The sequence below is a fragment of the Shewanella litoralis genome (assembly GCF_009828585.1).
Taxonomy (GTDB): domain Bacteria; phylum Pseudomonadota; class Gammaproteobacteria; order Enterobacterales; family Shewanellaceae; genus Shewanella; species Shewanella litoralis.
On sequence record NZ_WSRZ01000018.1, the window covers coordinates 1 to 15,760 of the forward strand.

Here is a 15,760-nt window from a genome sequence, read left to right on the forward strand (position 1 = left end):
GGTCTTCGATAAGTTTCAAGTGTTCAAATAAGGACATGGATTAGGTTCAGTAGATTAACATGCCTGATCAGATCATGCCGATACGAAAAAGTTCCCTACTGTTAACAAAGTATGATCCCGCCCTGGGTGCCATTGCGACTTGTTCCGTTTCTTGGAAAAAGTTTGTTGGCATGCGGTTTAAGGTCATTGTTCCGACTTTGGTTTCTTTAACCCCTAACCACATTTTGGTTGCATCAAGTGGGTTGTAATCAAAATCGTCTAGCTGTGAAGGGTCAAGAACCTTAATAAACAGATCCCATTTAGGGAAGTTACCCTGATTAATTTGGGCATATAAATCACGCGTTAGATGTTGAAAATCTTGGCTTTGAATTTCTGCGACTTCTTTTGAGTCGAGGTTGTCGACACCTTGCTGACTAACCCAATGAAATTTAACATATTTTACATCGCCAGCTTTATTAATCATTTTGTATGCATGTACGCCCCAACCATCCATTTTTCTTAAACTTGCAGGTGTACCATAGTCACTATAAACCCAAGTTAACATGTGAGTTGAACCTGGTTCGTAAGAGAAAAAATCAAAGAGTCGGTTAGGATCTTGGATGTTATCAACAGGAGAGGGCTTTAATGAGTGCACCATGTCTGGAAACTTTATAGCGTCACGAATAAAGAATACCGGTAAATTGTTGCCTACCAAATCCCAGTTACCCTGGTCTGTATAAAACTTGGTAGCAAAACCTCGTGGATCACGCAGTGTTTCAGGGCTGCCTTTTGAATGAATAACTGTTGAGAATCGAACAAACACTTCCGTTTCTTTACCTGCTTGTGCAAACGGTGCAGCTATGGTTAAGTCTTCTAATCCTTTCGATGCCACAAATACTCCATGAGCGCCAGTTCCGCGAGCATGAACAACACGCTCTGGAATACGTTCACGTGCAAAACGTTGTAGTTTTTGGATTAAATGCACATCCTCTAATAACACACTACCGTTTTCGCCTGCTGTCATTGAGTTTTGATTATCTCCAACCGCGGCGCCATTATCCTTGGTTAAGGTTGCTGCAGACGCAGGCAGTACCATGGTTAAGGCAAGTGCACTTACAGTTAATTTTAGGTTGTGGCTTGATAGATTCATTGTGACCTCATTTGTGTTGTTTTTTGCCATTTGTAGTGGCTGTTTATTTGCAGATGAGTTTATGGACTATATCAAAATAGGTAAAACCGATTAATTAGATGGCTCTAAACTTATAAATAGATTGTCGCAGGTTTGCTTGCACCATTTGTTAACATTCCTTGAGCCCATTCATGCTTATCCCTGAACAATAATTTACCCAAAAATTGAAACAAATATTGAAAACTTACACAAAGTATTTACGCTATGCTATGTGCTTCTATGAAGATGTTATGCTTTAAATATAAGGGGGCGCTGAGTGGTAAAATCTTTTGAAAAACAGTTTAATGCGTTTATTGGTACACAAATGCAACAAGATTTAGCCCATGATCTTAATCATGTGTATCGTGTGGTAAACACCGCTAAAGCATTATGTTTGAGTGAAGGTGGTATGGTCGAAGTAGTGCTGCCAGCAGCTTATTTACACGATTGTTTCTCGTTTGCTAAAAATCATCCAGACCGAGCTCAAAGCTCACGTTATGCGGCAGATAAAGCCATCGCATTTTTACAGAGTATTAATTATCCAACTCAATTTTTACCTGCCATTCACCATGCGATAGTTGCGCATAGCTTTAGCGCCAATGTTGCGCCACAAAGTGTCGAAGCGAAAATTGTTCAAGATTCTGACAGGTTAGATGCATTAGGGGCAATCGGTATTGCAAGGTGTCTTCAAGTCAGCACCAGCCTTGGTATGAGCTTATATGATGTTGATGATCCATTTTGTAAAAACAGACAAGCCAATGATCGTCTTTTTGCGATTGACCACTTTTACACAAAATTATTTAAGCTTGCTGACACCATGCACACCCCATCTGCAAAAATAGAAGCCAGCAAAAGAATTGAGTATATGAAAAGCTTTTTGGCTCAATTAAATACTGAGATTTAACGACCTAGTAAATATCAGCGTATTATTGTTTGTTAAGATTTTCTAACAAGGGCAAGATTTTACTGACTTTATCAAAGCTTTCTTGATATTCCGCTTTCGCATCAGAATCCGCCACAATACCGCCGCCGGCCCAACAATAAATGCGGTTTTGCTCGGTCACTAAGGTGCGAATGGTAATGCTGGTGTCCATATTACCGTCCTGGCTGATATAACCAATACTGCCGCAATAAAGATTACGTCTTGATGGTTCTAACTCTTCAATAATTTGCATGGCGCGTATTTTGGGCGCGCCAGTAATAGAACCGCCAGGAAAGGCGGCCTGGAGTAAATCAAAGGCATTATGATCGACTGCCAGTGTAGCGGTAACTGTGCTCACTAAATGGTGCACCGCAGGAAAGCTTTCAATCGCGAATAATGTCGGCACTTTAACACTGCCAGGCGCTGCAACTTTACCTATATCGTTACGCAGTAAATCCACAATCATGACATTTTCAGCGCGGTCTTTTTCAGATGTACTCAATGTATCGGCGGCAAGTTGGTCAAGAACGGGGTCAAGACTGCGTGGCAAGGTGCCTTTGATGGGCTTTGTTTCAATATGTTTTTGTTGTAACCGTATAAAGCGCTCTGGCGATATCGATAACACACAATGCTCGGGTAAACGCATAAATGCTGAAAAGGGCGACTGGTTAGCATGCGACAATGCACAATAAGCCTGCCATTCGTCACCTTGATAATGTGCTTCAAAACGCTGAGTTAAATTGATTTGATAGCAATCACCGCTGAGTAAATACTCATGTACCTGAGCAAATTTTTGCTGGTATTGCTGCTCAGTGAGTTGATTTTGCCATGTTGAGGTTAAGGTAAATTTTTGTCTGGCCGCATGAGACGGTTTCTTGATGTTAGACTGAGAACTTATTTTTGATTGAATTAAATTCACTTCAGTTTCAAGCGCAGCCTTTCCGCCGTAATGATAAGCATACCAGCATTTATCTTGATAGCTGTAAAGCAAGCAAAAATCGTAAAAACCAATATTCATCTCTTGTAGGTGAATATCTTTGTCGGCTGTTTGTGGCAGTTTTTCAATACTGCGGCCTAAATCATAACTCCATGCGCCGACTGCACCGACACTAAATGAGTGTTCACATGCTTGTTGAGTGGGATAAAGCAAAGTGTGAATGCGGGCTAAGTTTTCAAGAGGCGACAGCGCAGCTGAAGGCGTAATATTAAGTAACCCTATATCGTGATGGATAGGGGTAAATTGGCACAGGCCATCATCGCTGGTTAAGGTCGCAATAGGGTTAAAGGCAATAATGTCAAACTTCGCATCTGGGTGCGCGGCATTGGCGGAGTCGAGTAATATGGCCCAGGGGTTATCACTAAATAATGAAAACAGTTGTTTAGTGTCAATTTTCCAATCTAATTTTTGCCCATAGAGTGCGTTTTTTACCCGCGCAAACATCGATTACCCTTATCTAAAAATGTGATGTAGCCCAAAAAGGATGGAAAGAGTATCATATTGGTCTAAATAGTTAACCTCGTTTGGTAGCCGTTTAATGACGCGTGATTGAGTCAGTTAATAATAACGAGATGGTTACCCAAACGTTTCTGTTGATAAAGATAATAATGTTAGGCCGCAATGGCTGCTGGAGCGCCCCATATGTCGAGCAATACCCCTACAACGATTTCTAATACTCCTGTTGTAATTAAACAGGCCGACTTTATTGAAAGTATTGCTGATTCACTGCAATACATTTCTTACTATCACCCAAAAGATTTTGTTGATGCGATGTTCAATGCCTACAAGCGCGAACAAAGTGCTGCAGCTAAAGATGCGATTGCGCAAATCTTAATTAACTCGCGCATGTCAGCAGAAGGCAAACGTCCGCTGTGTCAAGACACCGGTATTGTGACCACATTTGTTAAAATTGGTATGTCTGTACAGTGGGATAAAACAGACATGACAGTACAAGAAATGGTCGATGAAGGTGTACGCCGCGCTTATACCAATCCAGATAACCCACTGCGCGCATCGATTGTCGCCGATCCTGCTGGCTCGCGTAAAAATACTAAAGACAACACCCCGTCGGTGGTACACATTGACATGGTTGCCGGCAATCAAGTTGAAGTAATGATTGCAGCAAAAGGCGGCGGCTCAGAAAACAAATCTAAAATGGCGATGTTGAACCCGTCTGATGATATCGCTGCCTGGGTTGAAAAAACCTTACCGACAATGGGCGCGGGTTGGTGTCCACCAGGCATGCTCGGTATAGGTATTGGCGGCACGGCTGAAAAAGCCGCGGTAATGGCAAAAGAGTCATTAATGGATCCGGTTGATATTCACGAGTTAATGGCGCGCGGCGCAGAAACAACTGAAGAGAAGTTACGTTTAGATATTTTTGAGCGCGCTAACAACCTAGGTATAGGTGCACAAGGGTTAGGTGGTTTAACCACCGTGTTAGACATTAAAATCAAGTCAGCGCCAACTCATGCAGCCTCTAAACCTGTTGTGATGATCCCAAATTGTGCGGCAACCCGCCATGTGCATTTTCATTTAGACGGTACAGGTCCAGTTGATTTAGCACCACCATCCTTATCTGATTGGCCTGAAATCACTCGTGAAGCGGGTGAGAACACTCACCGTGTTAACCTTGATAACATCACACAAGCTGAAATCGAAACCTGGAAGAGCGGTGATACCTTATTACTTAACGGTAAAATGTTAACCGGTCGCGATGCTGCGCATAAACGCATTCAATCGCTATTAGATTCTGGCGAAGGTTTGCCTGAGGGTGTCGATTTTACCGGTAAGTTTATTTACTACGTCGGCCCAGTTGATCCTGTGCGTGAAGAAGTAGTTGGCCCAGCAGGCCCAACAACAGCAACCCGTATGGATAAATTCACCGACATGATGTTAGACAAAACAGGTCTAATGGGCATGATTGGTAAGTCTGAGCGTGGTCCTGAAACCGTAGCGTCAATTAAAAAGCACAAAGCTGTATATTTGATGGCAGTGGGCGGCGCGGCTTATTTAGTGTCTAAAGCGATTAAAAAAGCTCGTGTTGTGGCATTTGAAGACTTGGGAATGGAAGCCATTTACGAGTTTGAAGTTCAAGATATGCCAGTGACCGTTGCTGTAGATTCTAATGGCGTTAACGCTCATGAGACTGGCCCTGCAATATGGAAAGTGAATATTGCCAATAGCAAAGCCAAGTAAGCAATAGCAAGTTGCTTTAAAGCAGCGACAGTCTTGTTAAACAATAAGATGTCAATGTGATAAGACGCTCAGGTTTACAGCTTTTTACAAAAGGCCTGTTGCCTGAGCGTTTTGCTTTCGCTAGTCTGCAATACATATTGATATATTGAACCTAAATTAGGTTCAACATGACTTCTACCTAAAACAACTGAGACTCCATAACAATGAAAAAGTCCTCTGTATTATTTGCACTGGTTGCCGCCGGAATGGCAACGTCAGCACTGGCAGCTGAGCCGACACCGTTTAATGTGCAACAATTAGTTAATTTGAATAAAGTGCATTCTGCCGCCGTATCAAATGACGGTAAAAACCTGGTTTATGGCGTTAAAGTCGTTGATGAAAAAGGCGAGGCCAGTTCAGATCTGTACTTGCTCGATTTGAGCAACAAAAACGCCAAACCTAAACAGCTAACAGCTGCAGCGGGTACTGAGCATGATGTGAGTTTTTCTGCCGACGGCCAGTCAATTTATTTCCTTGCCAGCCGCACGGGTAGCAGTCAGTTATATCAGTTAGCCCTCAATGGTGGCGAAGCCATCGCGGTCACGGATTTACCGTTAGATGTGAATGGTTATAAATTGTCGCAAGACGGTAAGCAAGTGGTCATGACCATGCGTGTGTTCCCTGAATGCAAAGATTTAGCTTGCTCTAAAGACAAGTTTACTGCCATTGATGAAAGCAAAACCTCTGGCCGTGAATATAAGCAATTAATGGTTCGTCACTGGGATACCTGGGAAGATCATGCCCGTAACCATTTATTTGTGGCGCAATTAAACGGTAAAAAAATTACCGAGCCCACCAATGTTACCGCTAATCGCGATACAGAAACGCCACCAAAACCATTTTCTGGCATGGAAGAAGTAACCTTTACCCCCGACGGTAAATTTGTGGTGTATAGCGCTAAAGCGCCAAGTCGCGATCAAGCCTGGACCACTAACTACGATTTATGGCAAGTGCCTGTGGCAGGTGGAGAAACCATTAATTTAACCGAAGCCAACACCGCATGGGACTCACAGCCAACGTTTTCAGCAGATGGTCGTTATTTGGCATACTTAGCCATGACCAAGCCAGGTTATGAAGCAGACCGCTACCGCATCATGTTACGTGACAATGTTACAGGACAAGAAAAAGAAGTTGCGCCACTGTGGGATCGCAGTGCAAGTTCGCTTAATTTCAGTGCTGATGGCCGCACTTTATATGTCACCGCGCAAGATGTGGGTCAAGTCACGATTTTTGAAGTGAACACTCAATTTGGTGATGTGCGTCCTATTTATAATCAAGGCAGCAATAGTTTAATCGCGGTCACTAACAACAAATTGATTTTCCAAAAGTCATCACTGGTTGAACCAGGCGATTTATACAGCGTGACGGCAGAAGGTGAGCAACTTACTAAGCTTACAGATGTCAACAAAGACAAATTGGCCAATATTAAATTTGGCGAGTTTGAACAGTTCAACTTTAAAGGTTGGAATGATGAAACCGTACATGGTTACTGGATTAAACCGGCTAACTATGAAGAAGGTAAACAATACCCGATTGCGTATTTAGTACACGGTGGCCCACAAGGTTCATTTGGCAATGGATTCAGTGGTCGTTGGAATGCCCAGCTTTGGGCTGGCGCAGGTTATGGCGTAGTGATGGTCGACTTCCACGGTTCTACTGGTTATGGCCAGGCGTTTACCGATTCAATTGGTAAAGATTGGGGTGGCAAGCCACTTGAAGATCTTAAAAAGGGCATGGCGTCAGTCACTGCGCAGCAACCCTGGTTAGATGCCAACAATGCATGCGCATTAGGTGGCTCATACGGTGGATACATGATGAACTGGTTCCAGGGGCAATGGAACGATGGTTTCAAGTGTCTTGTTAACCATGCAGGTCTATTTGACATGCGTTCAATGTACTACGTAACAGAGGAGCTATGGTTCCCTGAATATGAATTTGGCGGCTCGTACGACAAAAACAAAGAACTGTTTGAGAAGTTTAACCCAGTTAACTATGTTGAAAACTGGAAAACGCCAATGTTAGTCATTCACGGTGAAAAAGATTACCGCGTACCATACGGTCAAGGCCTGGCGGCATACACTTACATGCAACGTAATGGCATTCCATCTGAGTTGTTAGTGTTCCCTGATGAAAATCACTGGATTTTAAACCAGGATAATCTGCAACAATGGTACAAAAATGTACTCGGTTGGATGGATCGCTGGACGGCAAAATAGTCATTCGATGAAATGACGCAATACCGTTAATGTCAGTTACACGGTATGAATAAATCGATGAGAGATGCCACCTAAGGTGACATCTCTTTTTTATGTCTGAGTTTACCTTAACGTTAGTATTTTTCATCATGGTTGTTTTATGTGCAACGCTGAGCAGTATTGTAAAAATACAGATTTAAAAATGGGATCTGCGACAATAATGCTACTTTGGATAAATATTCAACACTAATTGCACTTTAATGCCATGAAAATACAGTAGGCTAGATGATTATGAAATAAAATTACGCCGTATCACATCATGGTAAATGTTTAGATATCGTCAAAAAGAAATTTCATCATTATTCGCATTAGCTTTTCTAAGCCAAAGTGGCATTAAAATAGCAAAAAATCTCATTATGTAAATCAACATGTTTCGGCTACATTAGCGCGCTCAGAAACGAGCTTCAAATCAGGTAATATCAAGAGGGTTTAGTCAGTGGATTTTATGCTTTATATCAAGTTCTTTTTAGGACTGTTAGCGATTATCAATCCGGTCGGGTTATTGCCTGTATTTGTGAGTTTAACCAGCCATCAAACCGAAGTAGAGCGCCAGCATACCAATAGGGTCGCAAATTTTGCCGTAGTGGTGATTTTATTGGTGACCATGATCGCCGGTCAGCATATTTTGAGTATGTTTAGTATCTCATTGTCAGCGTTTCGTATTGCTGGTGGCAGCTTGATTTGTATTATTGCGATGTCGATGTTGCAAGGTAAAATCAGTGAAGTAAAACGTAACCAGGAAGAGGACCGTGAATCTTCTGGTATGGAATCTGTTGCGGTAGTGCCTTTAGCATTACCATTAATGGCCGGCCCTGGCGCAATTAGTTCGGTAATTGTATTTGCGGCAGAGCATAACCAGGTGATCAACTTTATTGGTATGTTTTTAACTATTTTGACCCTAGGCATTGTCAGCTGGGCATTATTTCGCATGGCGCCAGTATTGTTTAAGTTTTTAGGTAAAACCGGTATTAACGTCATTACCCGTTTAATGGGCCTGTTAATGTTGTCGTTAGGTATTGAAGTGATTTCAGCGGGTGTAAAAGGCTTATTTCCAACCTTAATTGGATAGATTTTGCTTAAGTTGCCGAGCAATTGTGCAAACGCTTGATAGTGGGGTAATTTAGCTTGACCCGCTATCGGCATTTGCGTAAAGTACCGCACGATTAACATCACAGCTGTTATTGAACGTTAAAACCTACGACACTGTGATAGTTTATTAAATATGCAAGGTTAGATTGATAACGCGTATATTTTCTGAAAACGAATAAATGGTTTTGAATATGTCATATATTTGAATCCAACAAATTGGTGAGCTGGCTGAGTGGCTGAAGGCGCACGCCTGGAAAGTGTGTTTAGGTTTATCCCTAACGAGAGTTCGAATCTCTCGCTCACCGCCAAATATGAAAAAAGACGTCTTCGGACGTCTTTTTTCATTTCTGACAAGATATAGTCACTCAAGTGTATTGACCTTTGAGTGAATGCTATACTGACCCCACGCTATTTTCTATCCTATTATTGAGTACTCATTTCATGCCATTTTCGACACTTGGATTACGCGACACTATTGTCAAAGCCTTAGCTGAAGTGGGTTATAGCAACCCAACGCCTATTCAACAACAAACTATTCCGGTCATTTTACAAGGTAAAAACCTGCTTGCTGCAGCACAAACCGGTACCGGTAAAACCGCCAGTTTTGTGTTGCCAATATTAGAGCGTTTAGCTGATACGCAAACGGAACGCAAAAAACGTATTCGCGCTCTCATTTTAACGCCGACTCGCGAGCTTGCTGTACAGATCCAAAGCAACATAGTGGCTTATGCCAAACATGTTGGAGTGTCATCGTTTGTGATTTACGGTGGTGTTGATGAAAAGCCGCAAAAACAAGCATTACTCGACGGTGTCGATATTTTAGTGGCAACGCCAGGTCGTTTGCTTGATTTATACACCCAGCGTGCCGTGCATTTTGATGAGTTAGAAGTATTAGTGCTCGACGAAGCTGACCGCATGTTAGACATGGGCTTTATTGAAGACATCAATAAAATCATTGATAAACTGCCATCCGAGCGTCAAAGCTTATTGTTTTCAGCAACACTGTCGAACCAGGTTCGTGCACTGGCTAAAACGGCTATTCATCGCCCTGTTGAAATCTCAGTGATTGCTGATAAAAACTCAGCGCCAAAAATCTCACAATGGTTAACCACGGTCGATAAAGACAAAAAATCTGCTTTATTAAGCCATTTGATTAAAACCCAAGCCTGGGACCAAGCGCTTATTTTTATTGAAACCAAGCAGGGCGCTGCCAAGTTAGTCAGTCAACTAGAAAAACGTGATATTGATGCAGAATGCATCCACAGTGGTCGCAGTCAGCCAGTGCGTGAACAAATTTTAGCGGATTTTAAATCGGGTAAAATTAAGTATCTGGTGGCGACAGGGATTGCATCTCGCGGTATTGATATCGACGATTTATCACGGGTGATTAACTACGACTTACCCTTTCCAGCAGATGATTATATTCACCGTATCGGTCGTACTGGCCGTGCAGGTGCGGCTGGTGAGGCAATATCGTTTGTCTCTAAAGATGATTTTAAAAATTTATGCATGATAGAGAGCCGTTTAGGTCATTTGCTAGAACGTAAAGTCATTGATGGATTTGAGCCTAATAAGCCAGTGCCTGAGTCTATTCTCAATCACATGCCAAAAAGTCGTCAAAATAAACCGAAAACGCAGGATGAAAGACCGACATTAAGTTTAGGCAAATCTAAAAGTGACAGTACAGACTTTAGAAAAGCCAAAACTCAGAAAGCTCCTGTAAAAAAAGGACCAAAGCCAAACCCTTGGAATCTATAAACTTATTGCTATTGCTATTGCTATTGCTTATGGGTTAAAGGTTCACTCATGAGGCGCTTACACGTTAAGCGCTTTAGTAATGATGTTGTGACCAGTTAACTCGTGGTTTTTGCAGACAGGCAAGGGCAGTCATCTGGCAGTACCATCCGCAGCGCGTGTGGTACAACTTCAAAACGCATTTGCTTACTTGGGTATGGCTCGCCATCAAGATTAAGCGGCAACTCAATCGGGAAATCGATTTCAAGCCAACGAGTTTGAAAATGATAACAAAATTTCGCCTCACCACTTAGAGTGGATATTTCCTCTATCACGGTGGGAATGTCTAAAGGCGAAAAAGACTTCAACAAGGTTACATCCATCAAACCGTCATCAATATATGCTTTTGGTGCTAACAACTGTCCACCACCCGCTTGACGGCCATTACACATTGCACCAACCACTATCTCGCCTTCAAACCTTCCTTTAACGGTTGTGATGCTTCCTTGATAAGGCTTAAATCCTAGCGCTTTAGCTAATCCGGTTAAGGTATAAGCGCCGCCACCTAAAAAATCTTTTAACTCGCTTGGCGTTTCGGCAGTGACTTGTGCGCCAAAACCTGCAACTGCAGCATTTATAAAATACTGCGGTGTTGTGTGGTTATCATCAAGGTTTGTTGCGTTAATCACATCAACATAAAACGCGTTGCCCGTAATAGCCAACCGCAAAGCTGATAGAATGTGTACAGGGATATGGCAAGCGCTAGCAAAATCATTTGCGGTACCTAAAGGCAATAAAGCTAGCGCTATGTTATTTGCTGGCGCCTCAGTGAGTTGCAACGCTGTGACGGCTTCGTTTAAGGTTCCATCACCGCCGCCGACAACAATTCGTGCAACATTATCGTTAATCGCTTCATCGATAAAACGCTGCATATCAGCGTGTTCCCACGTAACCCGAACATCGATAATATAACCTTCATCCCGAAGCAGCATAACGGTTTGTCTAATCTCAGCAATCGCCGCTTTTTTACCGTTAAGGATCAGTCGAATGTGGCTCGCTTGCATGGTGTTTTCCTTCATAGATACACACAATAGGGTAGACGATAAAGATAACGAGTGAATGGCTCAAATGGATATCTATTTATTGACGGTATAAGTATCATTTAGTGTCACAAAAGATGTCTAGTTGCTGCAAATAGTAAACGAACATGGTTAACTATGGACATTGTGAGAATCTATTTTTCGACTTAAGCGTTAACCAGATGGTTAACGCTATTAAACAGCAATCAAAAATACAAAAACGATAAACTTAGGGATATAAAATGAATAAAGCATTATTGCCGTTGGCTGTCTCATTTGCACTAGCCAGTTTGCTAGGCTGTAGCGACAATCAAACGAGTGTAGTAACGGAGCAAACTACAGCAACAAAAGACGTTACCACACCTGTAGCCGCGGTAGAATTAAACTTTAACGATTATTCACAACAGTTTATTGATGAGTTATGGACACTGTCGCCAACATGGGCCCTTTACAGTGGTAAACACGTAAACGATGGCTATCTTGATATTCCAAATGAGCAAAGCCGCGACAACACGCTGGCCTTTGTAGATAAACAGGAAACCGCACTGGCACAATTTGATCCATTAACGTTAACGGCTAATCAGCAGATTGATTATAAATTATTGGTTAACCTTATTGAGTCGATGAAGTGGGATGTACAACGTTTTAAAAGCTGGCAATGGGATCCGTCTAACTACAATGTATCGGGTGGCTTTGCGCAAATCATTAACGAAGATTTTGCCCCTCTAGATGAACGTTTAACCTCCGTTATTGCGCGATTAGAAAATGTGCCAGCTTATTATGAAGCAGCAAGGGCTAATATCAGTGACCCAACTCTTGAGCATACTCAATTAGCGATTATGCAAAACCAAGGTGCGTTTTCAGTATTGTCTGATGCGCTGGTAAAACAAGTCACAGATTCAGGCTTAACGGCTGAGCAAAAAGCGTTGTTTACCACACGTTTTGAGGCGGCTACTGCTGCGATAACCCAGCACATTGAATGGTTAACCGCACTTGAAGCAAAACTGACCAAAGACGGCGCGCGAGATTTTCGTATTGGCGAAACCTTATACGAAGAAAAGTTTGCCTTTGATATTCAGTCAGGCATGACAGCAAAACAGCTCTATGACAAAGCCGTTGCAGATAAAAATCAAATTCAGCAAGAAATGGCCAAAATTACCACGCAAATATGGTCTAAGTACATTAACACACCACAACCCACAGATGAAAAAGTGGCTATTCGTCAGTTAATTGATGTGTTATCGGCTAAACATGTTAAGCGCGAAGATTTTGTTGAAGAAGTGCGCAAACAAATTCCTGAACTGATTAAGTTTGTTAACGATAAACAGTTAGTCACACTCGACCCTAAAAAACCGCTTATCGTACGTGAAACCCCTGAGTATATGCGTGGGTTTGCAGGGGCATCAATCAGTGCGCCAGGGCCTTACGATCAAGGCGGTAATACCTACTATAACGTATCGCCATTAGATGGCATGAGCGATGAATCTGCAGAAAGCTATTTACGTGAATACAATCATTGGATTTTACAGGTGCTTAATATTCATGAGGCGATCCCGGGTCATTACACCCAGCTTGTGTATTCAAACCAATCACCAAGCCTGGTAAAAAGTTTGTTTGGTAACGGAGCGATGGTTGAAGGTTGGGCAGTATACACCGAGCGCATGATGCTAGAAGAGGGGTATGGCGACTTTGAACCTGAAATGTGGCTGATGTATTACAAGTGGAATTTACGGGTTATTTGCAACACGATTCTTGACTACAGCATCCAGGTTAATGGCATGGGCGAACAAGACGTGATTAATTTACTCGAAAACGAAGCGTTCCAACAACGCGCTGAAGCTGAAGGTAAATGGCGCCGTGCTACGTTAAGTCAAGTACAGCTTACCAGTTACTATGCTGGCTATCGTGAAATTTATGATTTCCGCGAGCAGCAAAAAGCCACGTTAGGTGATGATTTTGACTTAAAACAGTTCCATGAACAGTTTTTAAGTTATGGCAGTGCGCCAGTTAAGTTCATTAAGCAGTTAATGAGCGAAAAATAATCGTCAAAGCTGCGTGACTGTAAATAGAATGGTCTGAATGTTCAGGCCATTTTTTATGCCTGATGAAAAAGAATGACCATATTGTGATGTAGGAACATAGGCAGCTGTGAATTGTTGTGATAATCTAAATAGAAATCGTTATCATTAAGTGGTTGGGTATGAAACATATTCTATTAATTGATCTACATTCTGCAGCTCATGAGTTATTTCATCAGCTTACGGCGCAAGGGTACTATGTCCATCAAGTAGATAATGCCTTTGATGCATTGATCAAAATGGAAACCTTAACCCTTGAAGCCATATTACTTGATTTTGCAGTGCCTAAAATGGATTCATTTTGGTTATTGGTAGCCAGACAAGCGCCAACACCTATCATAGTGATTGCTGATGCAAACAATGAACTTGAACGTATTAATGCACTTGAGTTGGGCGCCGACGATTATTTGAGCCAGCCAGTTAACGTTCGTGAGTTGCAACTACGCCTAAATGTGCTCAAGCGCCGTTCGCAACCCGCGATTAATGACGTAAAACCTGCCCAAATTAGCTTTGAAGACGATACCTATACGGTCAATTTGGTCGATAAACCGTTAGTGTTAACGCAAACCGAATATCGCTTGTTTAAATATTTATTCGAGCGGCAGGGCGAGGTCGTGACAAAAGCGGAATTGCAACAACGGGTATTACACAAAGAACATGGTCGGTTTGACCGTAATTTAGACATGCATATCAGCAATACCAGACGTAAGTTAGTTAAAGGCAATCTGCCTAGAGAAATGATCAATACCGTACGTGGACAAGGCTACAGCTTTAGCTTTTAAAAGGTTCACAGCAATAGCCGCATTTGATAAGCTATGGCGCATAAATTAAGGCATTAAAATGCCTAAATAATCTGAGCGCGGGATAATAAACGCATTTCAAACAACTCTTTGTCCTGCTAACTGCATTGAATCGACTCAAAATAGACTCACTATTGATGTGTCAATCCGCCTTGTTAGCATAACAAATGACAAGTTTGAAAAGGATGTTGGTTAACATGCTGATTTTAAATAGCATAAATTCGACCTTTATCCCGAGTACAGGTTAAATATAAGCGCAAGCAAATTAAAGGAAATTTAAATGCGGATCAGTGCAAACTTTGACGGTGGCAATATTAATGTCATCAAGATCGACAAACACGATGACATTCAACTCGCTATTCGTCCTGACTTTGGCGATGAATTCTATCAATGGTTTAATTTCCGTTTAGAAGGTGAAGTCGGTCAAACTTATACCTTAAATATCCTTAACGCAGGCACTGCATCTTATCCAAAAGGCTGGGAAGATTATCAAGCAGTAGCCAGTTACGACCGTCAAACCTGGTTTAGACTGCCAACGCAATATGAAAACAGCGTACTGACTATTCAAGCCGAGCTAGACTGTGAAGCAATGCAAATTGCCTACTTTGCACCTTATAGTTACGAGCGTCACCTAGATCTCATCAGTGAAGCACAATTACACCCATCAGTGAGTCTTGAGCATTTAGGCTTAACCTTAGATGGTCGTGACATGACGTTGCTAAAAATTGGTGATGGCGACACAGACAAGAAAAATATCTGGATTACCGCCCGTCAACACCCTGGCGAAACTATGGCAGAGTGGTTAGTAGAAGGGTTACTCAACCGTTTACTAGACGGCGATTGCCCAACGTCTAAAGCGCTGTTAGACAAGGCAAACTTTTATATCGTACCGAACATGAACCCAGACGGAAGCGCCCGTGGTCATTTACGTACCAATGCTGTGGGCACCAATTTAAACCGTGAATGGCAAACGCCGAGCCTAGAAAAAAGCCCAGAAGTGTATTATGTAGTGAACAAAATGCAGCAAACTGGCGTAGATCTATTTTACGATGTGCATGGTGATGAAGGCTTACCGTATGTGTTTTTAGCGGGTTGTGAAGGTGTGCCAAATTACACTGATAAAATGGCCGCATTACAACAACAGTTTGTTAGCGCATTGACCATTGCCAGTGCGGATTTCCAAACTGAATTTGGTTATGACAAAGACGAGCCTGGTAAAGCCAATTTAACGGTTGGTTCTAACTGGGTAGCAAATACCTTCTCATGTTTATCTAATACATTAGAAATGCCTTTTAAAGACAACGCAAACCTGGCTGATCCATTTGTTGGTTGGTCTCCAGAGCGCAGTATTTATTTAGGTGAAGCATCATTAATAGCCATGCTTGCTGTTGTTGATAGCTTATAATCTCAATTAACCTTAG

General features: G+C 42.1%; 10 protein-coding genes, 1 tRNA gene and 1 pseudogene. 9 read left to right on the plus strand and 3 right to left on the minus strand.

Annotation, left to right across the window (positions count from 1 at the left end):
• Positions 1-124: 124 nt before the first annotated feature.
• Positions 125-1,129: pseudogene (gene katE1, locus GQA99_RS14295) on the minus strand (catalase KatE1); the annotation flags it as partial.
• 295 nt (positions 1,130-1,424) lie between these two features.
• Here katE1 and GQA99_RS14300 point away from each other — a divergent pair.
• Positions 1,425-2,051, plus strand: a complete 627-nt coding sequence (locus GQA99_RS14300) for an HD domain-containing protein (RefSeq protein ID WP_229785907.1) — start codon at positions 1,425-1,427, stop codon at positions 2,049-2,051.
• A gap of 22 nt (positions 2,052-2,073) precedes the next feature.
• Here GQA99_RS14300 and pabB read toward each other — a convergent pair whose 3' ends face one another.
• On the minus strand, positions 2,074-3,510 hold the full coding sequence (gene pabB / locus GQA99_RS14305) for an aminodeoxychorismate synthase component I (RefSeq protein ID WP_160054730.1): 1,437 nt from the start codon (positions 3,508-3,510) through the stop codon (positions 2,074-2,076).
• A 198-nt stretch (positions 3,511-3,708) separates the two neighbouring features.
• On the opposite strand from pabB, the gene GQA99_RS14310 reads away from it, so the two are divergent.
• From GQA99_RS14310 to GQA99_RS14330, 5 genes are all read left to right on the plus strand, one after another.
• Positions 3,709-5,265, plus strand: a complete 1,557-nt coding sequence (locus GQA99_RS14310; RefSeq protein WP_160054732.1) for a fumarate hydratase — start codon at positions 3,709-3,711, stop codon at positions 5,263-5,265.
• Positions 5,266-5,468: 203 nt separating this feature from the next.
• Positions 5,469-7,520 (plus strand): dipeptidyl-peptidase 5, encoded by a 2,052-nt coding sequence (locus GQA99_RS14315; protein ID WP_160054734.1) that lies wholly within the window; start codon positions 5,469-5,471, stop codon positions 7,518-7,520.
• A gap of 484 nt (positions 7,521-8,004) precedes the next feature.
• Positions 8,005-8,628, plus strand: a complete 624-nt coding sequence (locus GQA99_RS14320) for a YchE family NAAT transporter (protein ID WP_373291442.1) — start codon at positions 8,005-8,007, stop codon at positions 8,626-8,628.
• A gap of 238 nt (positions 8,629-8,866) precedes the next feature.
• Positions 8,867-8,956, plus strand: a tRNA-Ser gene (locus tag GQA99_RS14325).
• 133 nt (positions 8,957-9,089) lie between these two features.
• Complete coding sequence (locus GQA99_RS14330; protein ID WP_160054738.1) at positions 9,090-10,406, plus strand: DEAD/DEAH box helicase; 1,317 nt, start codon at positions 9,090-9,092, stop codon at positions 10,404-10,406.
• A gap of 95 nt (positions 10,407-10,501) precedes the next feature.
• On the opposite strand, the gene yegS is transcribed toward GQA99_RS14330, so the two are convergent.
• Entirely contained in the window at positions 10,502-11,446 is a 945-nt protein-coding gene (yegS, locus tag GQA99_RS14335) for a lipid kinase YegS (RefSeq protein WP_160054740.1), read from the minus strand.
• A gap of 257 nt (positions 11,447-11,703) precedes the next feature.
• On the opposite strand from yegS, the gene GQA99_RS14340 reads away from it, so the two are divergent.
• The 3 genes from GQA99_RS14340 (at position 11,704) to GQA99_RS14350 (ending at position 15,744) form a co-directional block, all read left to right on the plus strand.
• The gene (locus tag GQA99_RS14340; RefSeq protein ID WP_160054742.1) at positions 11,704-13,503 is read left to right on the plus strand and encodes a DUF885 domain-containing protein; all 1,800 of its coding nucleotides are present in this window, start codon (positions 11,704-11,706) and stop codon (positions 13,501-13,503) included.
• Between the two features lie 158 nt (positions 13,504-13,661).
• Positions 13,662-14,321: a response regulator transcription factor gene (locus tag GQA99_RS14345; RefSeq protein ID WP_160054755.1), complete on the plus strand. Its 660-nt coding sequence runs from the start codon at positions 13,662-13,664 to the stop codon at positions 14,319-14,321.
• A 298-nt stretch (positions 14,322-14,619) separates the two neighbouring features.
• Entirely contained in the window at positions 14,620-15,744 is a 1,125-nt protein-coding gene (locus GQA99_RS14350) for a M14 family metallopeptidase (protein WP_160054757.1), read from the plus strand.
• Positions 15,745-15,760: the final 16 nt, after the last annotated feature.